18 protein-coding genes, 2 tRNA genes and 3 rRNA genes are annotated in these 25885 nt (G+C 59.1%); 13 read left to right on the top strand and 10 right to left on the bottom strand.

Features of this window, described 5'->3' with window-relative positions; all coding sequences use genetic code 11:
* The first annotated feature begins 2 nt into the window (after nt 1–2).
* Both BRA42_RS09765 and BRA42_RS09770 read left to right on the top strand, forming a co-directional pair.
* Nucleotides 3–1193, top strand: coding sequence for an MFS transporter (locus BRA42_RS09765; protein ID WP_292407629.1), 1191 nt, complete (start codon nt 3–5; stop codon nt 1191–1193).
* Between the two features lie 26 nt (nt 1194–1219).
* Nucleotides 1220–2866 carry an ABC1 kinase family protein gene (locus BRA42_RS09770; protein ID WP_292407632.1) on the top strand — a complete coding sequence of 549 codons (1647 nt, stop codon included), beginning with the start codon at nt 1220–1222 and terminating at the stop codon, nt 2864–2866.
* 46 nt (nt 2867–2912) lie between these two features.
* Here the strand turns inward: BRA42_RS09770 and BRA42_RS09775 are convergent, their stop codons facing one another.
* From BRA42_RS09775 to cofG, 5 genes are read right to left on the bottom strand one after another with little or no spacing between them, the layout of a single operon-like run.
* Complete coding sequence (locus tag BRA42_RS09775; RefSeq protein WP_292407635.1) at nt 2913–3197, bottom strand: ferredoxin-thioredoxin reductase catalytic domain-containing protein; 285 nt, start codon at nt 3195–3197, stop codon at nt 2913–2915.
* 17 nt (nt 3198–3214) lie between these two features.
* Nucleotides 3215–3928 (bottom strand): phosphoribosylformylglycinamidine synthase I, encoded by a 714-nt coding sequence (purQ, locus tag BRA42_RS09780; RefSeq protein WP_292407639.1) that lies wholly within the window; start codon nt 3926–3928, stop codon nt 3215–3217.
* A 3-nt stretch (nt 3929–3931) separates the two neighbouring features.
* The gene (gene purS / locus BRA42_RS09785) at nt 3932–4174 is read right to left on the bottom strand and encodes a phosphoribosylformylglycinamidine synthase subunit PurS (protein WP_292407642.1); all 243 of its coding nucleotides are present in this window, start codon (nt 4172–4174) and stop codon (nt 3932–3934) included.
* Nucleotides 4171–4896 (bottom strand): phosphoribosylaminoimidazolesuccinocarboxamide synthase, encoded by a 726-nt coding sequence (gene purC, locus BRA42_RS09790; protein ID WP_292407645.1) that lies wholly within the window; start codon nt 4894–4896, stop codon nt 4171–4173. The genes purS and purC overlap by 4 nt, the downstream gene beginning before the upstream one ends.
* 43 nt (nt 4897–4939) lie before the next feature.
* Entirely contained in the window at nt 4940–5935 is a 996-nt protein-coding gene (cofG, locus tag BRA42_RS09795; protein ID WP_292407647.1) for a 7,8-didemethyl-8-hydroxy-5-deazariboflavin synthase subunit CofG, read from the bottom strand.
* A gap of 161 nt (nt 5936–6096) precedes the next feature.
* On the opposite strand from cofG, the gene cofC reads away from it, so the two are divergent.
* Nucleotides 6097–6744 (top strand): 2-phospho-L-lactate guanylyltransferase, encoded by a 648-nt coding sequence (gene cofC / locus BRA42_RS09800; RefSeq protein ID WP_292407651.1) that lies wholly within the window; start codon nt 6097–6099, stop codon nt 6742–6744.
* Here the strand turns inward: cofC and cofE are convergent.
* From cofE to glyA, 4 genes are read right to left on the bottom strand one after another with little or no spacing between them, the layout of a single operon-like run.
* Complete coding sequence (gene cofE, locus BRA42_RS09805; RefSeq protein WP_292407654.1) at nt 6670–7476, bottom strand: coenzyme F420-0:L-glutamate ligase; 807 nt, start codon at nt 7474–7476, stop codon at nt 6670–6672. The two genes, cofC and cofE, sit on opposite strands and share 75 nt — an antisense overlap.
* The gene (gene folP, locus BRA42_RS09810; RefSeq protein ID WP_292407657.1) at nt 7473–8288 is read right to left on the bottom strand and encodes a dihydropteroate synthase; all 816 of its coding nucleotides are present in this window, start codon (nt 8286–8288) and stop codon (nt 7473–7475) included. The genes cofE and folP overlap by 4 nt, the downstream gene beginning before the upstream one ends.
* A complete protein-coding gene (gene folD, locus BRA42_RS09815) occupies nt 8264–9115 on the bottom strand; it encodes a bifunctional methylenetetrahydrofolate dehydrogenase/methenyltetrahydrofolate cyclohydrolase FolD (protein ID WP_292407660.1) in 852 nt (283 codons plus the stop codon). The genes folP and folD overlap by 25 nt, the downstream gene beginning before the upstream one ends.
* A complete protein-coding gene (glyA, locus tag BRA42_RS09820) occupies nt 9112–10383 on the bottom strand; it encodes a serine hydroxymethyltransferase (RefSeq protein ID WP_292407663.1) in 1272 nt (423 codons plus the stop codon). Before glyA ends, folD begins: the two co-directional genes overlap by 4 nt.
* Before the next feature lie 327 nt (nt 10384–10710).
* On the opposite strand from glyA, the gene BRA42_RS09825 reads away from it, so the two are divergent.
* The 8 genes from BRA42_RS09825 (at nt 10711) to rrf (ending at nt 21581) form a co-directional block, all read left to right on the top strand.
* Nucleotides 10711–11352 (top strand): DUF7518 family protein, encoded by a 642-nt coding sequence (locus BRA42_RS09825; RefSeq protein ID WP_292407666.1) that lies wholly within the window; start codon nt 10711–10713, stop codon nt 11350–11352.
* An 18-nt stretch (nt 11353–11370) separates the two neighbouring features.
* Nucleotides 11371–14814: a chromosome segregation protein SMC gene (gene smc / locus BRA42_RS09830; protein ID WP_292407669.1), complete on the top strand. Its 3444-nt coding sequence runs from the start codon at nt 11371–11373 to the stop codon at nt 14812–14814.
* The gene (locus tag BRA42_RS09835; protein ID WP_292407672.1) at nt 14807–15550 is read left to right on the top strand and encodes a segregation/condensation protein A; all 744 of its coding nucleotides are present in this window, start codon (nt 14807–14809) and stop codon (nt 15548–15550) included. Before smc ends, BRA42_RS09835 begins: the two co-directional genes overlap by 8 nt.
* A 980-nt stretch (nt 15551–16530) precedes the next feature.
* A 16S ribosomal RNA gene (locus BRA42_RS09840) occupies nt 16531–17997 on the top strand.
* A 68-nt stretch (nt 17998–18065) separates the two neighbouring features.
* Nucleotides 18066–18138, top strand: a tRNA-Ala gene (locus tag BRA42_RS09845).
* 123 nt (nt 18139–18261) lie between these two features.
* A 23S ribosomal RNA gene (locus tag BRA42_RS09850) occupies nt 18262–21194 on the top strand.
* A 106-nt stretch (nt 21195–21300) separates the two neighbouring features.
* A tRNA-Cys gene (locus tag BRA42_RS09855) sits at nt 21301–21372 on the top strand.
* Nucleotides 21373–21459: 87 nt separating this feature from the next.
* A 5S ribosomal RNA gene (rrf, locus tag BRA42_RS09860) occupies nt 21460–21581 on the top strand.
* Together the 16S, 23S and 5S rRNA genes with 2 tRNA genes alongside form the textbook arrangement of a ribosomal RNA operon.
* Before the next feature lie 721 nt (nt 21582–22302).
* Here the strand turns inward: rrf and BRA42_RS09865 are convergent.
* A complete protein-coding gene (locus BRA42_RS09865) occupies nt 22303–22758 on the bottom strand; it encodes a hemerythrin domain-containing protein (RefSeq protein WP_292407675.1) in 456 nt (151 codons plus the stop codon).
* Nucleotides 22759–23324: 566 nt separating this feature from the next.
* Between BRA42_RS09865 and BRA42_RS09870 the strand changes: the two genes are divergently transcribed.
* Both BRA42_RS09870 and BRA42_RS09875 read left to right on the top strand, forming a co-directional pair.
* On the top strand, nt 23325–24644 hold the full coding sequence (locus tag BRA42_RS09870; protein ID WP_292407679.1) for an APC family permease: 1320 nt from the start codon (nt 23325–23327) through the stop codon (nt 24642–24644).
* 83 nt (nt 24645–24727) lie between these two features.
* Nucleotides 24728–25606, top strand: a complete 879-nt coding sequence (locus BRA42_RS09875; protein WP_292407682.1) for a phosphate ABC transporter substrate-binding protein — start codon at nt 24728–24730, stop codon at nt 25604–25606.
* Nucleotides 25607–25885 lie beyond the last annotated feature (279 nt).

Genomic DNA, 25885 nt, shown 5'->3' on the forward strand with positions numbered 1-25885 from the left:
CCGTGACCGCCGATATAAAACCGATCTGGAGGCTCTCTGCCGCCCACCTGGTGACCGATCTCTATTCGCCGGTTCTCCCTGCAATCCTGCCGCTCCTCATCGTCGACCAGGGCTACTCGTTCTTCCTTGCCGGGCTGATCGTCACGGTCTACACCCTCACGTCGTCGTTCGTGCAGCCGTTCGCCGGCTGGCTCTTCGATACCCGGGGGATCGCCGTCCCCATCAGCGTGAGCGTCCTCATCAGCGCGGTGTTCATCTCCGTGATAGGCCTCCTGGACAACTACTTCCTCGTCCTCGCCTCCGCCGCCGTCGCGGCGCTGGGAAACGCTTCTTTCCACCCGAGCGCGCTCGGGACCGTCAGCCGGCTGACCCAGGATGCACACCGGGGCAGGATCACCTCATTCTTCGTCATCGGCGGAAACCTGGGCTACGCACTCGGTCCTATCTGTGCCGGCATCGTTGTCGGGCTGATGGGCCTTCCGGGCCTTGCCGTCCTTGTCATCCCCGGCCTCGTGATGGCGGCGGTGCTCCGGTGGACCCTGTCCGCTCCCGGACATACAGCGGTCCCGGCGGCGCAGGTCCGGACTGAACGGTCCGCGTACCGGGCGATCGTTCTTCTCGTCGCGGCCTCAAGCCTCCGTGCATGGGCCATATTCGGCTCGGTCGCGTTCCTTCCCACCATCCTCACCGAGCGCGGCATCGACCTTGTGACCGCGAACCTGATCGTATCGGGTATGCTTATCGCCGGGGTCGTCGGGCAACTCGTCGGGGGTGCGCTCTCCGACCGTTACGGCCGCAAAGAATTCACGATAGGCGGACTTGTTGCCGCCATCCCGCCCTTCGCCGTATTCCTGACCACCGGTGGTATCGTCTCCATCGTTGCGCTGATTATCTTTGGGTTCATCCTCTGGTCGACCTTTGCCGTCACCGTCGCCATGGCCCACGAAATGGCCCCGGGGAACGCCGGGCTCGTCTCCGGCCTCATGCTCGGGCTCGCGGTCGGCGTGGGCGGGATAGGGGTTGCGGTCACCGGCGCCATCGCTGATATGACCTCGCTTTCCCTTGGCCTCATGACGATCCCGCTTGCGATTGTCCTTGCCGTTCCGCTCTTCCTCGCCACTTCCTACCCCTGGAAATCCCTCGGACGGAGCCGGCTCTCCTCCCGGGGGACGACCCCGCCCCAAACTCCTTAAGTACCGGGAGTGCCGATTCATCCCCGATGGTCACCCGGCTTCAGCGTTACCGGCAGATCGCGGATGTGCTGACCCGATACGGTTTTGAGATCCTCGTCGACGAGTTCGTCTCCCGGAGCGAACGACGCCGGGGGCTCCACCGGGCCCCGGAAGAGAAGCGATCGGTGTACGAACGTATCCGCCTTGCCATCGAGGAACTGGGGCCCACGTACATAAAGTTCGGCCAGATAATGAGCACACGCCGGGAGCTCCTCCCGCCGGAGCTTATCCAGGAACTGCAGAAGCTCCAGGATCGGGTGGCTCCGGTCCCGTTTGAGGAGATCCGACCGGTGATCACGCAGTACTGCCCGAACCTCGAGGAGTGTTTCGCCGTCGTCGAGGAGGAGCCGGTTGCAGCGGCTTCCCTCTCGCAGGTGCACCGCGCGGTGACGAAGGACAGCCGGGTCGTCGCCCTCAAGGTGCAGCGCCCCGGGATTCCCGACCTCATCGAGACCGATCTCGTGATCCTGCGGTCGCTTGTGGCCCGGGCGGAGTCGATCTTTCCTGACCTGCGGGTCTATAACCTCCAGGGCATGGTCGACGAATTTTCGGTCCAGATCCGGCGCGAACTGGACTTTACCCAGGACGGAATGAACGCGGACCGACTCAGACGAAACATGAGTGGTCTCCCGTGCGTGAAGATCCCGCGCATCCACTGGAAGATCTCCGGGCCCCACCTGCTTGCCATGGACTACGTCGAAGGAGTCCGGATCGACGACGTGGAGGCTCTACGGAGATTTGGTCTCTTCCCGGAAGATATTGCCGAGATCGGGTTTGAGGCTTATGTCAAGCAGATCTTCGTCGACGGTTTCTTTCACGGGGACCCCCACCCGGGAAACCTTCTGGTGACGGAGCGAGGGGAGGTCATCTTCCTCGACTTCGGGATCGTCGGCGTCCTCCGTCTGGAGAGAAGACGGGTCTTCGTCGATCTCCTCCTCGCCATGACCCGGACGGACGTCGACGGCGTGATTACAGCGTTGCAGAGGCTCGACGTCCGGATCAGCCCGGCGGTTCTCGATGCCCTCAAGGACGACCTCTACCTGGTGCTGCTTGATTATCGGGAGACGAAGATCGAGCAGGTGAACTTTGCGACAACGATTCAGGGCCTGACCGATGCCCTCCGCAGGTATCGCATCCGGGTGCCGTCCACCCTGATGCTCATGATGAAGGTGATCGTCATGGTGATGGCCATCGGCGTTCGGCTCGACCCCACGTTCAACTTTGACCGGCGAATCCGACCGTACCTGACGGAGATCGCTGCACGGCAGCGGCTCTCTCCGGATAACATGACGGGTGCGATACGGTCCCTTGTGAGTGCGACGGAGAATCTGCTTGCCATCCCGGGGAACGTGAACGAGACTCTGAAGGCCTTTTCGGAGGGCACCATCACGGTCAAACTCGCGAACCGCGACCTCACCGCAATCGTCGGCGTCATCGACCGGACGAGCGACAAGATCGTCGTCGGACTGGTGGTCGCTGCAATCGTCGTGGGCTCGTCGGTGGTGCTCCGGGTGGCCGATCTCCCGGTTCCTGGATACGTCTCGATCCTCGCCACCCTGGGCTACGTGTTTGCGGTGCTTGTCGGATTCTATGCAGTCTATCGGGTTCTCAGGTACGGCCACGCTCTCCGGTGAAACCCGGGTTTTGACTGACAGCGGGCTGAGACGGACGTAAAAAAAGTTATTCGGACTTTTTCTTGAAGAACAACTTGCAGTGGCAGGCCCCCTGCTCTTCAATCTCTTTCTCGTGGTAGATACAGGGACAGACGATGAGCTGGTCTTTCTCGACGTCCCCGCTCCGGAGCCTGCAGGGGCAGTATGCCGCCCCGAGCCGTTCCTGGTTCCGTGCGAGCCCGCGGAGAACGGCCGAGAGTTGCTTCTCGTCGACGTTTAAGACAAAGCCTTTCTCCTTCGCGTACACCTTTGCCCTGGTCCGCTCCGCTTCGATTTTCTCTTCTGCTGTCATGATACAACTAACTCCTATCATCCGGGTTTCCGGCGCCCGTACTCTTCGATATGGGCTATCATCGATTTAAATATCTTTATCCCATCCTCCGAGCCGAGCGCCCGTTCGCTCGCTCGCTCGGGATGCGGCATCATCGCAAGCACGTTCCCCGCTTCCGAGAGGACGCCGGTGATGCTCTCCGCCGACCCGTTCGGGTTGCTCTCCGGCGTCGCGTTGCCGTGCTCGTCGCAGAACCGGAACGCGACCCGCTTTTCGCGGTTCAACCGCGCGATCACATCATCGGGGGCGACGTAGCGCCCCTCCGCATGAGCGATCGGCACCCGGATGACCTCGCCCTCGTGGTAGAGCGCGGTGAACGGCGATCCGGTGCTCTCGACGCGAAGGCAGACATGCCGCGAGATGAACTTGGGGTAAGCGTTCAGCGTGAAGGTGCCCGGGACCAGTCCGGCCTCCGAGCCGATCTGCGCACCGTTGCAGATCCCGAGGACCAGTCTCCCCTCTTTCGCGTGCCTGATGATGTCGGTCATGATCGGGGTCCGTGCGGCGATGGCTCCGGCCCGGAGGTAATCCCCGTAGGAGAACCCGCCGGGCAGCACCACCGCATCGTATGGTCGTCTGAGTCCGTCCTTGTACCAGACGAGATCCGTCTCGACCCCGCAGACGTCCGCAAGGACGTGGTAGGTGTCCCGGTCGCAGTTGCTGCCGCCGAACTGTACCACAGCGAACCTCATGCCTTACTCAACCTCAATCGTGTAGTGGTGAATGACCGGGTTTGCAAGGAGCCGCTCGCACATCTGTCCTGCTGCTTCTCGCGCCGCCGCCGTGTCCGCCGCATCAAGCGTGATCCGGAAGAGCCGTGCCGTGTCCAGATCCTCGGTCGGAAACCCAAGGTTTGTGAGGGCGTGCTGGATGGCGCGCGCTTCGGGGTTCAACATTCCCTCTTTCAGTCCAATGGTGACGGTAACGTTGTACTTCATGCGGATTCACCCCGGGGCGGGGAGAGAATGCGTTTCGCGACCCCGGCGTAGGTCTCCATAACGTCTCCCTTGTTGAAGCGGTAGACATCCTTATCGAGAGACGTTCCGGTCTGTTTATCCCAGAGCCGCATCGAGTCCATGCTGATCTCGTCGCCGACGAAGATCTCTTCGTTGTAACGGCCGAATTCGAGTTTGAAATCGACCAGGGTAATGCCGCGCGCGTCAAGGTACTCCCGGAGGATCTCGTTTATCGCGAGCACCTCGGCTTTGATCTGGTCGAGCTCCTCGGGCGCAACGAGTTTCAGAGCGTAGATCAGGTCGTCGTTCAACATCGGGTCGTGATGGGTGTCGCTCTTGTAATCGATGACGATCACCGGCGGGTCGAGCGGCTCCCCTTCCCTGAACGGGTAGTTGCGCACGATGGACCCGGCTGCGACGTTCCTGACGATCACCTCAAGCGGGATCATCGTGAGCGCCCGCACTGCGAGGGTGGCGGGCTCGATGCTTTCGAGGTAGTGGGTCCGGACCCCGTTCTCTTCAAGGTACCTGAAGAGGAAGGAGGAGACCTCCGCGTTATATCTCCCCTTGCCGCCCAGGGTATCTTTTTTCTCGCCGTCAAAGGCCGTGATGTCGTCCCGGAACTTCATGATGTATACTCCCGGGTCGTCGGTACGATAGACGGACTTCGCCTTCCCTGTGTAGAGGAGGTCAACCTGTTTCATGGGCAAAATCTCCTGATAGATGTTGTCGGGCTAAATGATGAGGTTATGCTCCCTCCCTCCGGCCTGGTGCCGCGATCCTCTCCGCGAGCCGCCGGATCAGGGGTTCGAGCACGGGGGAATACCACCCTTTCTCGATGTACTGCGGGTAGATACAGAGCCGTTCGGCGAGATCGGCGTCTCCGGCCACTCTCCGGAGTTCCTCGATCTGCGGCCAGGGGTGTTCGGGGTTGACGTAGTCGATGGTGAGCGGGGAGACCCCGCCGAGGTCGTCCACGCCGCACTCGACGAGGCGGGCGGCGTCGGCAAGGTTCGGGGGTATCTGCACAGCCACATCCGCCGGGAGGATCTCCCGGGCGAGGGTTATCGTCGCGCGTAAGTCGTCTGTTTCGGGAGCCGGAGCGCCCTCCATCGGCGTCCCCGGCTTAGGGCAGAAGTTCTGCACGATCACCTCCTGGATGTGGCCGAACCGCGAATGAAGGTCCCGGATGACCCGGAGCGACTCCTCCCGGTCCTCCGGCGTCTCTCCGATCCCGATTAATATCCCGGTCGTGAACGGAATGGAGAGTTTTCCGGCGTTCTCAATCATCTCGATCCTGACCGCCGGATCTTTTCCCGGCGAGTCCCGGTGCGCGGGGACGTCCGCGGTCGTCTCCAGCATCAGGCCCATGCTCGCGTTCACCTCGCGGAGCCGGTCAAGTTCCTCGTAGGAGAGGATGCCGGCGTTGGTGTGCGGCAGGAGCCCTCTTTCTACGGCCGCAAGAGAGAGGTCGTAGAGGTAGTCGAGGATATCTGCATAGCCGAGTTTCCCCAGTTTCGCCGCAAAGCCGGGCACCCTGCCGGGCCGCTCCCCGAAGGTGAAGAGCGCCTCCGTGCAGCCGAGGCCGGCACCCGCATCCATGGTCCTGATCGCCTCGTCGGGGGGCATGATGCACCCCTCCCGCACCGGAGTCCGGAAGCAGCAGTAACCGCAATGGTTGGCGCAGACTGTTGTTATGGGGAGGAATACGTTTTTTGAAAAGGTGATCACGCGGCGGCGCATGGATATATGTCGTCTCCCCCCGACATGAACTTTAGGGAGCGATCTCTCGGGTGCGTCCGAAGCGATACTACAATAAAATTGTCTAAAGACAAGTGATATGGGTTTTATGCGACGCATCCGTAACGATGCCTTTTTGAGAGTGTCCCGACAACCGATTCACAATGTACTTTCACGCGCTCATTCCTTTTAAGCCTACGAACCCCAAGACACGCCTCTCCTGCATCCTCACCCAGGAAGAGCGTGAGGCGTTCGCCCGGGCGATGCTTGGAGACGTGATCGCCTCCGTGCTGAAGTCGGGGTGCAGCGCCACCCTGCTCTGCACCCACCCCTTCAAATACGAGAACGCGCTCATTGCCGTCCGGAAAGAGTCGTTGAACGATGCGATCAACTGGGCGCTCGGTCAGTTCCACTGTCCGGCGCTCATCATCATGGCCGACCTTCCCCTGGTGACGGCCGGGGATATCCAGCGGCTGATCCGCACCGAGAAGGATATGTCCATCGTGCCGGGCCGGGGCGGCGGGACGAACGTCATATTCTTAAAGAAACCGCGATGCTTCCACGCCGACTTCTACGGCGCAAGTTTCCTCGATCACCTCCGTGTCGCCGGGGAGTGCGGCTTCTCCGTCGAAGTGATCGATTCGTTCCGGATGTCGACCGATATCGATGAGAAGGAGGACCTGGTCGAGATCCTCATCCATGGGAGGGGAAGAAAGAGCCGGGAGTTCCTGGAAGAGTCAGGGTTCTCTCTTGCCATCGACGAGAAGGGACGGGTCGGCGTGAAGCGCGACGCCCATAAAGAGGCACTCTGAAGCGTCGATGGCGGCGATCCCGGCGTAGTCGCCGACGGGAAGCCCGAGCCCCCGCACGATAACCGCGGGGATGCACTCGTTGGCCTCTCCCATCACGAGTTCGGCGGCTGATGCGATGCAGTCCGCCACCGCCCGCTTTGTGACTTCGAGTTCACGGCCGAAGAGGTCTTTTTTCCCGCGTTCATCGAGCACGGAGGGGATGCCCGAACACCCGATGGCAACCCCGCTGCACCCGAGCCGCATCGCGTGCGTCCGGGAATCGACGATGAGGACGCCGACGTCCACTCCCGTCCGTGCGGCGATCGCTGCACGGATACGCGCGGCGGATGCATCCGGGTCGAGAGGAAGGAGGAGGACGGAGCCGGACGGAGCGTTTGAGGCGTCGATCCCGGCGTTCGGGAGGAGCGTGCCGTTCTTCATGCAGAGCAGGAACCCGGGGATGCCCCCGACGATCCGGTCGCTCTCGCCGAGCACCACCTCGGCAAGGCGGGGGTCCATCCGGTAATCTTCGGCGAGCTGGATGGCTTTTGCCGACGGCTTGATGTCTGTGAGCCTTCTGGCCCGCCCCTCGGCGGTGGCTACGGCGGACTCTGCAACGACCACGATGTCCCCCCTCTGGAGGCCCCGGGACTCCGAGCATTCGGCGGCCGCAAGGATATGGGCCGTCATATCGTCCCCCGAACAGACCAGGGGGGTCGCAAGGCCGTATACATGGAATGATGGTGCCGTCATGTCTGCTTCATCTTTTCATAGACCCGTAGGAGGTCGGCGGTCTCCCGCACGTCGTGGCTCCGCACGATGGCCGCTCCCTTGTCCACCAGCATCGTCGTGAGCGCGAGCGTGGCCGCGAGCCGCTCTTCGGGAACCCGGGCAAGCAGGTTTCCGATGAACGATTTTCGGGAGATTGCGGCGAGCACCGGGCGGTCGAAGGCCGAAAACGCCTTGAAATTCCGGCAGAGTTCCCAGTCGTCCTCACTCGTCCGCTCCGGGGTCCATCCTCCGACTGCCGGGTCGAGGACGTACTCGTCGATTCCAAGGCTCTCGCACCGTGTCACGACGGTTTCGAGTGCCGAGAGCGTTGCGGCAAGCCCGACGGCATCGCCGGGCTTCTTGAAACTCGCCATCGCGAATACCGGCAGCCCGGAGTCGGCGACCAGCCTCGCGTAGCGCTCGTCGGCAAGGCCGGAGATGTCGTTTATCGCATGGATGTCATGGCGGAGGCAGACCTCGAGCACCTCCGGATACCGGGTGTCCACCGAGAGGGTAATCCCGGTCCCGTCGAGTTCCGAGAGCGCTGCATCCACCCGTTTCTCTTCTTCGGCGACGGTGATGGGGCGCGAGCCCGGGGCCGTGCTCCGCGCTCCGAGGTCGATCATATCGGCGCCCGCTTCAAGCATGGCGAGGCCCCGGTCGTATATTCCCCCTATCGGGGTGTAGGAGCCCCGGTAGAACGATTCGGGGCTGCAGTTGATGATGCCCATCAGGCGAACCGGCGCGTCGCCGCCGATCCGGAGATGGTTTACCGTACAGTGGTGTTGCAGCATGTCCTTAGCCTGGCCGCACGGAAGGTGTTCTCCATCAGCGTCGCGATTGTCATGGGACCGACGCCTCCGGGAACGGGGGTTATCGCTCCCGCCCGCTCGCGCACCGCCTCAAAGTCGACGTCGCCGCAGAGTTTGCCCTGCTCGTCGTGGTTGATACCGACGTCGACGACCGTCGCACCCTCCTTGACCATATCGGGTTTGACAAATTTTGCTTTCCCAACCGCGCTGACGAGGATATCGGCTCTTCGCATCTCGTCTTCGAGGTTCTCCGTTTTTGAGTGGCAGACGGTGACGGTTGCATCGGCGTTCAGGAGCAGGGCGGCCATGGGCCTTCCCACGTCGATGCTCCGGCCGACGACCACCGCGCGCTGTCCTCCGGTCGGGATTTCGTACTCAGCGAGGAGTGTCATGATCCCCAGCGGAGTGCAGGGGGCAAAGACCGGGGTTCCGGCGAGAAGCCGCCCGAGGTTGTAGGGGTGGAACCCGTCCACATCCTTTTCGGGTGCGATCGCATCGATGATGCGGGTGGTGTCCACTTCTCTTGGGAGCGGCAGCTGGACCAGGATGCCGTCGATGTCGGGGTCGTTGTTGAGGCGTGCGACCGCCTCGAGCACCCGCTCGGTAGAGGCATCCTTCTGGAGTTCGATGCCGACCGACCCGATCCCGACGCGCTCGCACGTCCGGTGCTTCATGCGGACGTACATCTGCGATGCGGGGTCTTCGCCCACGATGACGGTTGCGAGGCGCGGGTAGAGTTCGGACTCCTCTATCTCCTCCTTGAGGATTTCGAGCCTCTTCTCCGAGGTTGCTTTGCCGTCGAGTATCATGCTACTTCTGGGTTGAGGGGATACTTACTCGCGAGGGCAATAACCTCTTCCCTCACTTCGTTGATTGCCTTCTTCGAGGTCCTGTCCCGGGCGATATCCTTGACGACCCGGGCGATCCAGTGGCCGATCTGCTTCATCTCCTCTTCTTTCATGCCGCGGGAGGTGACGGCCGGTGTGCCGATCCGTAGCCCGCTCGTCACGAAGGGACTGAGGTGTTCGCGGGGGATGGTATTCTTGTTCACGGTGATGCCTGCCTCGCCGAGCGCGGTCTCGGCCGCAAGGCCGGTGAGGTGCTCGCCGTTTGTGGAGATGCTGGTCAGGTCGAGCAGGATCAGGTGGTTGTCGGTGCCGCCGGAGACGAGGTCGAGCCCTTCTTCGATGAGGACATCGGCGAGCGTGCGTGCGTTCTTGACAATCTGTCCGCAGTAGTCCTTGTATGCGGGGGTCAGCGCCTCCTTGAAGCAGACTGCCTTTGCGGCGATGATGTGCATCAACGGACCACCCTGCATGCCGGGGAAGACGGACTTATCGATGGCGGCGGCATCTTCCTTGCTGCACATGATGGCGCCGCCCCGGGGGCCGCGGAGGGTCTTGTGCGTCGTTGTCGTCACGATGTCGACGACCCCGACCGGGGAGTTATGATACCCGGTTGCGCAGAGCCCGGCAATGTGGGCGATGTCCGCCATGCACCGGGCGCCGACCGTATCGGCGACTTCCTGAAACGCTTTGAAATCGATCTCGCGCGGGTAGGCGCTTGCACCGCAGACGATGATCTGCGGCTTTACGATCCGCGCCATCTCCTCGATTGCTGCGTAGTCGAGCGTCTCCGTCTCGGGGTCGACGCCGTATTGGAAGATGGAGTACCAGCGCCCGGTGATGTTAACCGGCGAACCGTGGGAGAGGTGGCCGCCCTGAGTGAGGCTCTGGCTCAGTATCCTGTCTTTATAGTTGAGATAGGCAAAGTAGACCGCCTGGTTTGCCTGACTTCCCGAGTGCGGCTGGACGTTCGCGTGCTCCGCTCCGAAGAGGCTGCACAGTCTGTCGCGCGCCAGGTTCTCGACGATGTCGTGGAACTCGCATCCTCCATAGTAGCGCTTGCCCGGATACCCCTCGGCGTATTTATTGGTCATTATTGAACCCATCGCCTCGAGAACCGCCTTGCTCACGACGTTTTCGGAGGCGATCAATTCCAATCCGTTGATCTGCCGCAGGCGCTCTTTCTCGATGAGGCCTGCGACTTCAGGATCGAAGTTTTCCAGACTTGACATGCAGAAAAAGGGTTGCTCCGGTGAGGTAATAGTCTTTCTTCAGGATCGAGAACGGAGTTCATCCTCGTCGTGTTACCGGCGCGATACGGTCCGTCTCCCGAACGTACTCTCCCCTTATGCGTCCATTTCCCGCTCAAAGCCGCGGAGGGAAAAAGCCTCGACGGCACCTGCCCGTAATCCGCGCGTCGAGGCGGCAATGCAGCGGTTGCGTCGCCGCGGTTCACGGTATCCGTCGCATCCCCGATAACATGTAATAATTCTTCATTTCGAGGGATCTATAGTAATATTATTACGTAACTATTATCAAGGATTAGTTTGAGGGAGATAATGGCGCAGAAAGATGCGAGAATACGGTTTCTCGAGCGCGAACTCGCAGAGCGCGAGAAGGAGATGGAGACGATGAAGGAATACGATCAGCCGAGGGCGTCGGGGGCGAGCGAGGAGCGTCTGGAGGCGGGGGAAGAGCGCTTGCGCGACCTGGAGCGGAAGGTGCGGGAACTTGAGGCCCTGGTAAAAGGCCTGACGGAAGAGGTACTGGATGTGAAGTCCGTGGCTATGAAACTCTCCCGCGATGCGGACGAGCGCCGGAAGACGCCGGTGGTTGCCAATGAAAGAAAGACGGCAGCCACGCTTCAGGCGGAGCCCCGGGTCAGTGCCGAACCCGCGCCACCGTCGCGTGCCGCGGAACCCCGCGCTCCCGCGCGCCCGGTGGAAAAGCGGCCGGCCCGCTCCATTCCGGACGACGGGGACATGGAACTCATCATGCAGAACGACGGGACACTGAAACCGGAGACGAGAAGGCCCTCGGAGTATATCGTCGCCAGTACCCGATCCGGGAACGCTCCGGTGAAGGGCCGGGGAAAGGGCGGCAGGCCATCCGAACGGACACTTTTCGTCGAACAGAAGAGACGTCCGGTTGACGACGTCATCCAGGCTGACGAGGATGACACGGTCGACCTCGACCGGTAGGTGAAGGGAGTCTGATCCTTGTACATCACGCAGCTTGAGATCGACAACTTCAAGTCTTTCGCCAGAAAGACGAAAATTCCTTTTTTCGAAGGATTCACCGTCGTCTCAGGTCCGAACGGGTCAGGAAAGAGCAACATCATCGACAGTATTCTCTTTGTCCTGGCGCTCTCCGGCGCGCGGGGGCTGAGAGCCGAGAAACTGACCGATTTAATCAACGTCAACACCGGGAAGAACACCGCTGAGGTGACGATCACGTTCTCGGACGGCACGACGATACGCCGCCGGATCAAGCGGACGCCTACGGGATACTACAGTTACAACTACTTAAACAACCGTCTCTGCAAACAGAGCGACGTCATCGAGTTTCTTGCGAAGATCGGGATCAAGCCGGAGGGCTACAACGTCGTGATGCAGGGTGATATCACCCACATCATGGAGATGAGCGATGGAGAGCGGCGGAAGATCATCGACGAGATCGCAGGTGTTGCCGAGTTCGATCATAAGCGCGAACAGGCGTTCTCGGAGCTTGAGGTGGTGCGGGAGCGGATCGAGCGTGAGGAGATCCTCCTTTCCGAACTGGTGACGCGGCTGGATGCGCTCCAGCACGAGCGTGAACAGGCGGAAGAGTACCGGCGGCGGCAGGGGGAGCTGGAACACCTCGAGCGGTGCCGCGGAGCGGCGCTCGTTCGCCAGAAGGAGCAGGAGATCGGGGCCCTTCGCAGCCTGGTGGCGGATCAGCAGGCGGCGTTCGGCCGTACTTCCAGCGAGGCGGAGGCTGTCGGGGCAAGCCTTGACGAGGCGCGTGGGCGCCAGCAGGCCGTTGAAGAAGAGATCAACCGCAAGAGCGGTCCCGAGTATCTTGAACTTGTCGGACGCCTTGAGGAGGCGCGGGGCGGGATCAAGGTCGGTGAAAAGACTCTCGAGCAACTGAAGACCGGGCGGGACGAGAACCTTGAGGCGGTCCAGCGGGTCTACATGGACAGCAGGCGCGCCGAGGCAAAAGTCGAGGAGTGTGCCGGACAGATCCGCAATCTCTCGATAGACCGGGCGAACCTTGCGATGGAACTCTCGACGCAGCGCGAAGAGATGAAGGCGGTCGAGGCTCGTATCGCAAGCGAGAGCAAGGAAGTCGAGGGGGTAAAGGACCAGCTCTTCGCCCGGCTGCAGGATCTTGAGAGTAGAAAGGAACTCCGGGCGAAGATCCTCCACGAACAGGACATCTTCATCGAGAAGAGCCGGATGCGCACGTCGGAGCGGGAGCGCCTGGAGGCACGTCTCCGCCAGGTCGAGGAGGAACTCGCAAACAAGCAGGCGCAGGTCGCGGACTATTCTTCCTGTATGGCGGATTGCGAGGGGGAGAAGCGCCGGATCGAGCGCGACCTTTCCGAGGCCGAGAGTACGCTCTTCGCGCGGCGTTCGGCCCTTGACCGGCTGAAAAAGGAGATCCGGGAGAACGAGCAGAGCCTGATGCGCTACGAAGCGCAGCAGCAGGCGCAGGGCGATGCCGGCGGGAGGGCGATGGACGTTGTCCTCGGCATGGATGGCGTCCACGGCACCGTTGCACAGCTCGGGCGGGCACCGCCGGAGTATGCGACCGCGCTCGATGTAGCGGCCATGGGCCGGCTCCGCTGGGTGATCGTCGATACCGATGCGGTTGCGGCCGATGCCATCCGCTACTTGAAGGAGAACCGCCTCGGGCGGGTCACATTCCTGCCGCTCAACAAACTCCGTCCCCCGATCCTCTCGCCGCTTGAGGCGGACCCGGGCATTGTCGGCTATGCGGTCGACCTTCTGGAGTTCGACCCGGCGCTCGACCGCGCGTTCCGGGTCGTCTTCGGCGCGACGGTGGTGGTGGACACCCTTGAGCGGGCGCGCCGGATGATGGGCCGGTACAAGATGGTCACCCTGGACGGGGACTTTGTCGAGAAGAGCGGCGCCATGACCGGCGGCACGCAGACGAAGAAAATCCGGGGGTTCGGCGTGGCGGTCGACGACGAGATCACCCGGGTCCGTGCCGCGCTTGTCGGTCTTGAGGCGGAGGCGGGAGAGGTCGAGGCCTCCATCGGTCGCCTTACTGTGGCTGCAGAGGCGAAACGAGCGGAACGGAGCGCAATCGACGAACAACTTGCACGTTACCGCATGCTTGTGGAGGAGTTCCGGAAGCGTACCGACGTGCTCGCCGGGGAGAGTCAGACCCTCGGGGAGACGTTGCGGGAGATGCTCGAGAGTGCAAAGACGGGCAGTGAGGAACTTGCGCGGCTTGAAACGGATCTCGAGCGAGCCTCCGGAGAGATTGCACAGGTCTCGGCGGAGGTCGACGCCCTCAAGAAGAAACTCGACGATACCGAGGTCCCCGGCCTCACCGAGCAGTATGAGGGCTGCCGAAAGTCGGTTGAGGACCTCGAGCGCCGGCTCCGGAACAAAGACGCCGATATCACCGACGCCAAACGCGAGCGGCAGCACTTTGCAAACCGTATTGAAGAACTCGCCGCGGAACGGGCCCGTCTTGAGGGAAAGAATCGGGAGATCGACGCTGAGATCACCGCCACGACCGAGCAGATCGAGAACCAGCGTCGCCTGATCGTTCAGCTGGAAGCGCGCCGCAAGGAGTTTTCCGACGAGCTTGCCGGTCTGCAGGCGGAGCGGGACCGCATCCTCGACGAGATCCGGGTGCTGGACCAGCACGCCTTCGAACTCTCGGGTGCGATGGAACGTACCCGGATGCAGATCGATGCCCTTACGGAGCGTGAGCGGTCGTTGCTTGTGGAACTTGAGGCGCTCCGGGAGCAGGCCGGCGATGTGGAGACCGACCTCGACCTTGCCGCCATCGATGCGGGTATTGCTGAGGCCGAGCGTGCGCTCAAAAAGATCGGCGCGGTGAATATGCTCGCGATCGAGGAGTATGACCGGGTCAGTGCGCGCGTCGAGGAACGGACCGCGAAAAAGGAGGTGCTCTCGCGGGAGCGGGCGACGCTTCTTGAACGGATTGAGAAATACGAGAAGATGAAGTACGATGCTTTCATGACGGCGTTTTCCGCGATTGATGCGAACTTCCAGAGGATCTTCGCGCGGCTGACTGATGGAAGCGGGAGACTGGTCCTTGATAACGAGGAAGACCCGTTTGCCGGCGGCATGACGTTTGCGGTTCAGCCGCGGGATAAAAAGGTCCACCTTCTCTCCGCGCTCTCCGGGGGCGAGAAGTCGCTTACCACGCTCGCGTTCATCTTCTCTATCCAGCAGTACATGCCCGCGCCGTTTTATGCGCTGGACGAGGTGGATATGTTCCTCGACGGGAACAATGTCGGCAAGATCGCCGCCATGATCAGCGATCTTACGGGGAACGCACAGTCGATCATTGTCTCGCTCCGTAAACCGATGATCGAGCGCGCCGACCGTATTGTGGGCGTGACGATCCGCCAGGATAAGAGTACCTACGTGACCGGTGTGCAGAACAATGGATGAGGAACCGGTCGAGATCCTGGTGGGCATGGCCGAGCGGGGGGAGGTCGATCCCTGGAATATCGATATCGTGGATGTGACGGATCGGTTCCTCGCTGAACTCGACCATCGTAAGGAACTTGACCTGCGGGTTTCGGGGCGGACGCTCTTTTATGCTGCGTGTCTGTTGCGCTTGAAGTCGGATTATCTTGACGGGTGGGATGATGACGAGGATGAGGGATCGTTACAGGAAGAGGATGATGATTCTCTTTCCTACCCGGACTTTGATTTTGAGCCCGGCGACGAGAGGGAACCGATGGGACGTCTGGAGCGGGAGATCCAGCGGCGTCTGGACCGGAAAAGCCTGCGCAAGCGTCCGCCGGTCACGCTCTATGAACTCATCAAGCAGTTGAAAACGGCGGAAAAGGAGCAGCGTCGGAAGCAACGGAGGCGAACTCCGGCGCTCCGGGAACCGGATCTCAACCTCAACGCCGGGGATGTTGTGGCGGTAGCGCATGATGAGGGTTACCAGAAGGCAGTCCCGGCTGTGATGAAAGAGTTCGAGCGGGCTATGCGGGAGGGGAGTGTCCTGACGCTCGACGGCCTGTCCGGTGCAATGGGGTGGACCCAGCGCGAGGTTTACATCCCGCTCCTGTTCCTGATGCTTGAGGGAAAACTCGCTCTCTGGCAGGATGAGTTCTTTGGTGAGATCTACGTCGGCGACCACATTCCCGAGCATGGCACCGAAGCGTCCCCCTGACTGGCTGGTTTGTGTGCGGGTGCCGTAAGGAATTCCTTCGGCAGGGGCCCGGGTGTCTGCGCGCGCGGGCACCATCTGTTTTTCAGTTATATGTTATTGCCCCGTTCGGTGGCGGTCCGGGGTGAGCGTGCAACTGAAACCTGCTTTCTGTGTGGATCTGGGGTAAATCTATAAATACCACCGAGGATAACATGTTATAGTCAAGTCGGAAGGAAATTCCGAGCCTGATTCTGCATTCCTGTGCAGAATGTCCGGGGCTTCCGACGTTCATGGGGGTCCGAGCCGGATGCTCGGATCCGACGGAGCAGGGAAACAATAATATATCATTGATGACAACATTGTAAGGCTGTGTTGTCAGGACGTCGGATCGTGCAGCCCTTTCCGGGTGGTCTGGTCCTTCTGTCCCTTCAACCGTTGTGACGACTCAAGTTCTGGCTTGGGTCTGATGCGGGTGACAATGTTTATATCTCTGGAAGCCCAACATAATTCCTCGCACGGCATGCCGGTCCCCGGTGAAAACCGGTGGGTCTGATGGTGCCAGATCGGGGGTGTTTGAGGGATTTCCGGTTCGTCCCCCAGCGGGGACACAATGTTTATATGCGATAAAGCGCAAATGTTGTGGTCCTCAAGATCGGGGCGAATCGGGAACCCCACAGGGGTTCCGGAGCGGATCTCTGTGCGAAACAAATGTTTATATGTGGGAACGCATAAATATTTAATCTCGCACGGGTGAGGCGAACCGGTTCAAGCCGGGTTTCCCTGCCTCCCGGATGGATAATGACGGTTCGAGTCATCAAACTTGAATCTGATGCAGGGAGACAATGTTTAAATACTCGTAAGACAAACATTGTTTCCCTGTTGATGGAGAATCAACGCGACCGCGCATGACACGGGTTGATTCTGACGTTGGCATTGGCAATGCGGAAATTTGTTCAGTAACCGCTAATTCCTCCCAAGTTTAGTAGTGTGCATACTTCCAAATTCTGGTTGATCCTGCCAGAGGTCACTGCTATCGGGGTTCGATTAAGCCATGCGAGTCGAGAGGGTTCGGCCCTCGGCGTACTGCTCAGTAACACGTGGATAACCTACCCTAAGGAAGGGGATAACCCCGGGAAACTGGGGATAATACCCTATAGACTACAGATGCTGGAATGCTCTGTAATCGAAAGTTCCGACGCCTTAGGATGGATCTGCGGCCGATTAGGTTGTTGTCGGGGTAATGGCCCAACAAGCCAGTGATCGGTACGGGTTGTGGGAGCAAGAGCCCGGAGTTGGATTCTGAGACACGAATCCAGGCCCTACGGGGCGCAGCAGGCGCGAAAACTTTACAATGCGGGCAACCGTGATAAGGGAACCTCGAGTGCCTGTATATGCAGGCTGTCCAGGTGTCTAAAACACACCTGAAGAAAGGGCCGGGCAAGACCGGTGCCAGCCGCCGCGGTAATACCGGCGGCTCGAGTGGTGGCCACTTTTATTGGGCTTAAAGCGTTCGTAGCTGGGTTGTTAAGTCTCTTGGGAAATCTGGCGGCTTAACCGTCAGGCGTCTAAGGGATACTGGCAATCTTGGAACCGGGAGAGGTGAGGGGTACTTCGGGGGTAGGAGTGAAATCCTGTAATCCTCGAGGGACCACCTGTGGCGAAGGCGCCTCACCAGAACGGCTTCGACAGTGAGGGACGAAAGCTGGGGGAGCAAACCGGATTAGATACCCGGGTAGTCCCAGCCGTAAACGATGCGCGTTAGGTGTATCGGTGACCACGAGTCACCGAGGTGCCGAAGGGAAACCGTGAAACGTGCCGCCTGGGAAGTACGGTCGCAAGGCTGAAACTTAAAGGAATTGGCGGGGGAGCACCACAACGGGTGGAGCCTGCGGTTTAATTGGACTCAACGCCGGAAATCTCACCGGATAAGACAGCTGAATGATTGCCGGGCTGAAGACTCTGCATGACTAGCTGAGAGGAGGTGCATGGCCGTCGTCAGTTCGTACTGTGAAGCATCCTGTTAAGTCAGGCAACGAGCGAGACCCACGCCAACAGTTGCCAGCATGGTCTCCGGACTGATGGGGACACTGTTGGGACCGCCTCTGCTAAAGAGGAGGAAGGAATGGGCAACGGTAGGTCAGCATGCCCCGAATTATCCGGGCTACACGCGGGCTACAATGGGCAGGACAATGGGTATCGACACCGAAAGGTGAAGGCAATCTCCTAAACCTGTCCGTAGTTCGGATTGTGGGCTGTAACTCGCCCACATGAAGCTGGAATCCGTAGTAATCGCGTTTCAAAATAACGCGGTGAATGTGTCCCTGCTCCTTGCACACACCGCCCGTCAAACCATCTTAGTGGGGTTTGGATGAGGCTGCGGTCGTTGCCGCAGTCGAATCTAGGTTCCGCAAGGAGGGTTAAGTCGTAACAAGGTAGCCGTAGGGGAATCTGCGGCTGGATCACCTCCTAATGAAATTACTTGGGTTTTGCGGTTGCTGGACAAAACGTAAAATTGCCGATGTCAACGGAGAGATTCGGGCTCATAGCTCAGTTGGAAGAGCGCCGCCTTTGCGAGGCGGAGGCCGGGGGTTCAAATCCCCCTGAGTCCACTCGGCAGGGCCAAGCAGTCCTGCCCGACAATGCACCCGGAGATGAGAGTCCCCGGGGAAGGGCTGAAGGTCTTTGACCTGAAGAGGCTGTGTATAGGTGCGTACTCTGGACGTTAAATGAGTTCAGCGGAACGGCGATATGCCTGTCAGTGGATGGCTCGGTTCGAGTGCCGAAGAAGGGCGTGCCAAGCTGCGATAAGCTCCGGGAAGACGCATGGAGTCTACGATCCGGAGATTCCCTAATGGGACATCCCAACACTTCGGTGTTGATCCGTAAGGATCGGGAACCCCCCGAATTGAAACATCTCAGTAGGGGGAGGAAAAGAAATCAATCGAGATGTCGCTAGTAGAGGCGATCGAACACGACAAAGTTCAAACTGAATCCCCTCACGGGGAGATGTGGTGTAGTAAGCCTACCGTCCGGATACCAAGGTTAAGTGGAAGTCTTCTGGAATGTGGTACCAGAGAGGGTGACAGTCCCGTACATGTAAGCCGAGGTATCCTGGTAGTGTCTTGAGTACCGCGGGTCGGAATTCTCGCGGGAATCTGGGAGTCATCAACTTCCAAAGCTAAATACTACTCGAAACCGATAGCGCATTAGTAGCGTGAGCGAAGGCTGAAAAGTAACCCTTGAAAGGTGGTTAAAAGTGCCTGAAACTGATAGGTGATGGTGAGTTACGGCGCGAAAGGATCTTCCACGTGAAGGAACCCGTCGCGAGGCGGTAGTACGGGCGTGGTTGCCGGTGTCGTAACGTACGTTTTGAAGAACGGGCCAGAGAGTTTATTCTGCAGGCGAAGGTTAACCCAAAAGGGGAGCCGAAGGGAAACCAACAGGTCCGTAGCTTTCGGGCATGGGACGGCGTATTAAAAGTGCGTGGAGTCTGCAGGGTAAGACCCGAAGCCTAGCGATCTATGCGTGGGCAGGTTGAAGCGTGCCGAAAGGCGCGTGGAGGACCGAATGCGGTTTTGATATGCAAATCATTCGCGTGACCTGCGTATAGGAGTGAAAGATTAATCGAGCTGGGCATCCGCTGGTTCCTCTCGAAACATGCCGTAGCATGACCTGGCTGGAGATCGACGGTGAGGTAGAGCACTGATTGGGGGAGCTGGGAGAGAAATCTCTCACCCCCCTGTCAAACTCCAAATTCCCCGTCATCGAAGAAGGCTGGCAGTCCGGACTACGGGGTAAGCTTGTAGTCCGTAAGGGAGACAACCCAGACCGTGGTTAATGTCCCTCAATGTAGGCTAAGTGTCAACACTGAAAGGCGTCCCAGGCCAAAGACAACTGGAAGGTGAGCTCAGAAGCAGCTATCCTTTAAAAAGTGCGTAACAGCTTACCAGTCGAGGTTTGGGGCACTGAAAATGGACGGGGCTAAAGCCTACTACAGATACCACGGACCACTCGCAAGAGTGACGGCGTAGAGAGGCGTGCTGCCTGGGCAGAAGCAGGGGCGTAAGCTCCTGTGGACCGGGTAGTAATGAGAATTCTGGCATTAGTAGAAGCAAAGTTGGGTGAGAATCCCAACCGCCGGAGGGGCTAGGTTTCCTCGGCAATGTTCGTCAGCCGAGGGTTAGTCGGTCCTAAGGTGTGTCGTAATTCGAGCACATCGACAGGGAAACAGGTTAATATTCCTGTACCATTCATCCGTAGCGGTTTACCGCCCTGACGCTTCGGGATATGCCGGGCAGGGTCGTCGCCTTGTCCAAGCGTTCAAACTCGTGGAGTACCGCCATGGTGAGAAGCGAGTGAAAGCGTGATGGAGTAATTCGGCAAATTCCTGGAGCCCGTGAAAAGGGGGATGAATGTCCGTACCGAGATCTGACACAGGTGCCCCTAGCTAAGAAGGCTAAGGCGTGTCGGTGTAATCGTGTTAAGGGAACTCGGCAAATTGGCCCCGTAACTTTGGGATAAGGGGTGCCTGCCTGGTGATCAGGCAGGTCGCAGTGACTAGGGGGCTCTAACTGTCTAATAACAACATAGGTGACTGCAACTCGGAAACGATTAGTATAGTCACTGATTCCTGCCCAGTGCGAGTATCTGAATACCGGGTTCAACCGGACGAAGGACTCGTAAACGGCGGGGGTAACTATGACCCTCTTAAGGTAGCGTAGTACCTTGTCGCTTAATTGGCGACTTGCATGAATGGATTAATGAGAGCCCTACTGTCCCTAACACGAAGCCGTTGAACATTTTGTCCTAGTGCAGAGACTAGGGACTCCAGATGGGAAGTGAAGACCCCGTGGAGCTTTACTGCAGCCTGTCGCTGTGTTACGGTATTCCTTGCGCAGAGTAGATGGGAGGTGTCGATCCATCCCTTCCGGGGGGTGGGGAGCCGACGATGAGACACCATCCTTGGTTTACTGTAACACTTACTCAAATTCTTGAGGACAACGGTAGGTAGGCAGTTTGGGTGGGGCGCCACACCCTCGAAAAAATATCAAGGGTGCCCTATGGTCAACTCATGTGAGTCAGAAACTCACAGGAGAGTGTCAAGAGCATAAGTTGGCCTGACGCGATTACGCATAGCAAGTAATCGCGAGAGGAAACTCGGGTCTAACGAACCAATGAGCCTTATTGATGAGGGCCATTGACGACAGAAAAGCTACCCCGGGGATAACAGAGTCGTCGCCGGCAAGAGCACATATCGACCCGGCGGCTTGCTACCTCGATGTCGGTTCTTTCCATCCTGGCCGTGCAGCAGCGGCCAAGGGTGAGGTTGTTCGCCTATTAAAGGGGATCGTGAGCTGGGTTTAGACCGTCGTGAGACAGGTCGGTTACTATCTATCTGGAGTGTCGGGAGTCTGAGGGTAAGATGGAAATAGTACGAGAGGAACTTTCCGTCGTCGCCTCTGGTCGATCGGTTGTCCGACAGGGCAATGCCGAGCAGCTACGCGATAAGGGGTAAAAGCTGAAAGCATCTAAGCTTGAAACCTGACCTAAAAAGAGACTCCGTTGAGGACATGGGTAAAAGACCCGTTTGATAGGCCTGGGATGTAAGCATGAAGGCAACGACATGTTCAGTCCGCAGGTACTAACGTCCGATGCCTTCCGCTGAACTCAGACGAAATCCGGAGTACGCACCTGAGCCTCTCGTGCTCAGTCCCGTTGAGGGTGTAACCCTTAAATAGGATGAGGACGTAGGAAAGGAGGCAACACAGCTTGCCAAGGTGGCGGAGCGGCCACGCGGTTGACTGCAGATCAACTACACCCCGGTTCAAGTCCGGGCCTTGGCTTCCATTCGGGCGCGTAGCGGCCGATGGGGAAGAAAACCCGTCAGGGTTTTCGACTCGATTGACGCATCATACCCGGATGTAACTGGTAATAGCGGCCATAGCAGAGGGGAAACACCTGGACCCATTCCGAACCCAGAAGTTAAGCCCTCTCACGTACTCTGTGGTACTGAGGTGCGCGAGCCCTCGGGAAGCATGGTTCGCTGCTATTACCTTCCTTTTACAGTAAAGTGCTGTTTTTCTTACTGTTATTACTGTTATGCGACGAGCGTTCATTCTTCTGCATGTTTCTTTTCGGTAACGCACGTTTTTGTGATTCATCCATCGTTTAAGGTTTTAAAGGCTGCCGGAGGAGTTCGCTCCTTCCCGGCAGCCCGCCGGGGAGCCGGTTCCACGAAGAATGGCAGTGGTATGAGGCAAGAACGGGAGGTCGTCCAGCCTGTTCTCCAACATGGCAGCGCCCGGGGCATCCGGGTTTGACAATCGTCCGGTGCGTTTCCTTTCCTTTCCACGGGTACCCCGGGTTTTAATGAAGAATGGCTTTTTCAGGGCTTGATTGCGACCTGCATCGGCATGTCGTCGACGTTTGGGAGGAATCTTCTGGTGTTCCTGTTTATCCTCCAGTTGATCCATGATGCACCGCTATTTGCGATGGCACCATACTGATCATATAAATCATAAGTATTTAACTTTATCTATCTGTTAATTCATTCTGTTTACATGAGTCGACTTGAGTGAGGCCGTGGTCACGATCGGTTTTCTTTTATGTCCTGCACCCCGGGTGGGAAGTGCTTTGCTCCGATGCCCGCCGGTCGCCTAGGGTTGGTTCGGTACGCTTCCGGATACGGCAGGCGCGCAAAGCCGCCCGGAGTCGGGCCCCCGCGCCGGGATCGCACGATGGTCCGGCTCCTCCATCATCGATTGTTCCGGGCTTTACTCGGCCGTGGCAACCGGTATTGCGCTTCGTTTCTCCTCCTCATACCTGCTGCCGAGGCTTGAGAGTTCGTTGCTGTCCATCTTCTGCTGCATCTGCGGGAAGATCCGCTCTTCCTCCTCATTGATGTGGTGCTTCACATTCTCCTGGATCACTATCAGTTTTGCCACCCAGTTCGCTTCCTCTGATATAGCCGCCCTATCGAGCTGGTTTAGTAGCATCTTGACCGCATTGTGCTCCTCGATTGCTTCAAGCGTCGTATCCCGCATATCTGCCTCTTTTTCGAGTCTCGGATAGAGGGCTTTCTCTTCTCCGACGAGGTGGGGTACGAGGTTCTGTTTCAAGGCGTCATACTTTCTCCCCCGGTCGCTCACGCCCTTGCTTGAGAGTTCTGAGAGTTGCGAGAGTACCATCCGGTGTTCCTGTTTCAGGGTGTCAATAATATTCTGCGCCATTCGATCGCTTCCTCCTTCCTGCACGGAGGACCTGCATGGACAGGTTTGGTATATATGGGTTATGTCGGATTCCAGGTTCCAGGCAGTAACTCTCGTTTTCCGGACTCCGCCTTGAAGAGCCGGAGGAGATCACCCGGCGGTCGCAGGTTGGAGCCCGGTCCCGACGCGTGAGAAGAAGAGCGTTGTCCCTCTTCCCGAAGTTACGGTGAGGTGATCCCGAAATACCTCAGCCGGGAGGGGGACACCTTTCGAAGATCCCTCACTCGAAACTCTTCGAGTTTCTCGAACGACTGCCGTTTCGGCAGTCGTTCCCCGCGTGGCGATACCCAGAGGGGAGCCGTATCAGAGGTTTGACGCCAGAGATCATTCAATTTTTCGCGGGGAGGCGACAGAATGCTCTGAACTATAGGAATCGTCAGCCGCTGGAAACTTTTAGGATGACTTCGGTATCATCTTGACCCGCTCCTTCCGTGGCGGAGTCACGAGGTCCTGCAAATTCGTTCAGTAAAGGCCCGATGAACGTTGCTTGATAAGCCATAAATGGGACAGGCGCATACGATTATCACATGGTGGAAGAGGCATCGGACGCCTTGAGTCCCGGTACGCACCTCCGACGCGAGCTCGGGTTGCCGGCAGTCACTCTCTCGGGCGTAGGGATCATCCTTGGAGCCGGGATCTATGCCCTGCTCGGGGAGGCGGCCGGCATGGCCGGCAACGCCGTCTGGCTGACGTTCGCTATCGCCGCTGCCATCGCTGCTTTCAGTGCCCTGAGTTATGCCGAGCTTTCATCGATGTATCCCCGCGCAAGTGCTGAATTCGAGTATGTCTCGCATGCCTTCGGGAGAAAGCTTGCGTTTGTCGTCGGGTGGCTGATCATCCTCTCCGGCATCCTGGGTGCCGCAACCGTATCGCTCGGGTTTGCCGGCTACTTCTCGGACCTCGTCGGCTTGCCTCTCCTCCTCTCCGCGATCCTGATCATCCTCATCCTTGCCGGGATACTCTTCTCCGGCATCAAGGAGACCGCCCGGGTCGCCATCATCCTGACGCTCATTGAGGTTGGGGGTATCGTCATGGTCATCCTGATCGGCCTCCCGCACCTCGGAGAGGTGAACTATCTTGAGATGCCTCAGGGGATCCCCGGTCTCCTGCGGGCGTCGGCACTTGTCTTCTTTGCCTATATGGGATTTGAGGAGATGGTAAAACTCTCGGAGGAGACCAAAAATCCGGAGCGGACTATCCCCATTGCCCTGATCATCGCGCTTGGCATCTCCGTTCTCCTTTATATCCTGGTCTCGCTCGCCGCCGTCTCGGTCGTCGGCTGGGAGCAACTCGCCGCCTCCCGGGCACCATTCGCCGACGTTGCATCCATCTCTCTCGGTCCCGTCGCGTTCACCGTTATCTCCGTTATCGCTCTCTTTGCCACCGCGAATACCGCTCTCCTGATGATGATGGCATCGTCCCGGATCATCTACGGCATGGCCTCCGAGTTCTCGCTTCCTGCGGTCTTCGCCCGGGTGCATTCCCTGACCCGGACCCCGTGGACGGCCATCATTGCCGTTGCCCTCGCCACCATGGTCTTCCTCTTTGCCGGCGAGATTGACTTTGTCGCGAACGTCGCCAACTTCACGCTCTTTGTGACGTTCGTCGTCATCAACGCATCCGTGATCCTGCTCCGCTACCGTGCGCCGGATGTTGAGCGGCCGTTCCGGATACCGGGAGCCATCGGGTTCTTGCCGATCATCCCGGTTGTCGGGATCATCGCATGTCTCTTCCTCCTCACCCAGCTGGATCGCCTAGTACTGCTGGTCGGCGGGACCCTGATCGTTCTCGGTATCGGGATTGCACTGGCAGGGGAGCGGCGGTTCCGTGGCGCGGCGGCACGATAGCCCAATATATTATATAGAAGTGCTATACTCCGATAGAGTTCCTTTCGAGAATCTCTATACTCCTCGTCTCCTACCGGGTATACATGACAGGCCAACCGTCTGTACGGCGCAGCGGTGCGCTCCTGGTGGTTCTTGCGCTCCTTGCTGTCTCTGTAACGCTTATTGCCGGCTGTACGGCAGGTACCGAAAACGAAACGCCGGGAGGGGACGAGATTTCCGGAACTCTCTCGGTCACCGGCTCGACGACCGTTCTCCCGATTGCTCAACGGGCCGCCGAGACATTCATGGCCGACCACTCCGGTGCTGATATCCAGGTCAGCGGCGGTGGGTCCAGTGTCGGCATCCAGGCTGTCGGTGAAGGCACCGCAGGCATCGGCATGGCTTCCCGGGACCTGAAAGATGCTGAGAAGGAGAAATACCCGGACCTTGTCAAGCACACCGTTGCCATCGACGGTATTGCAGTCATCGTCAATCCGGGGAACGCCGTTAACAACCTGACCCTCGATCAGATCCGGGGCATCTACAACGGCACCTACACGAACTGGAACCAGGTCGGCGGATCGAACCAGCAGATCGTCGTCGTCGGCCGTGACAGCGCTTCTGGAACCCGGGAATACTTCCAGGAGTTCGTGATGCAGAAGGAAGACTTCGTCAGCGGTCAGCTCGAGAAGAACTCGAACGGTGCCGTGACGCAGACCATCGCCCAGACCCCGGGTGCCATCGGCTACGTCGGGCTCGGTTACCTCGATAACACCGTGAAAGGCATTTCCGTCGGGACAGAGGGGGCCGCAGTTGCACCCACGATCGAGACCGTGAAGGCCGGGACATACCCGATATCGCGCGAAGTCTTCATGTTCACGAAGGGCGAGGCAACCGATCTTGCAAAGGGGTATATCGACTTCATCCTCAGCCCTGACGGTCAGGCGATCGTCGAAGAAGAGGGCTTTGTCCGGATCGACTGAGCCTCTCTTAAAACCCTCTTTTCTCAGGCGACGCTTTAGGATCAATATTCCCGGGTCATTTCAATGGGCGGGATACGGCCCCGGCTACTGAGATCAATAAATTCGGGCGGCGGTGAAGTAACTGCAAACTCAAGAGTTGCCTCCGATGAGGGAGGGGTTTTCGTCACCGCCGTGGGACATACCCTTCGGGCTGGTGGCCGCCTAACTCCCTCTCTACTCACCGGCCCGATAACGCTCGATCGGCCCGACCGCTTCCAGTCTTCCATCGTTCAGGACGGA

Origin of the sequence: Methanoculleus sp. UBA374, from assembly GCA_002508705.1 — an archaeon.
GTDB lineage: Archaea > Halobacteriota > Methanomicrobia > Methanomicrobiales > Methanoculleaceae > Methanoculleus > Methanoculleus palmolei.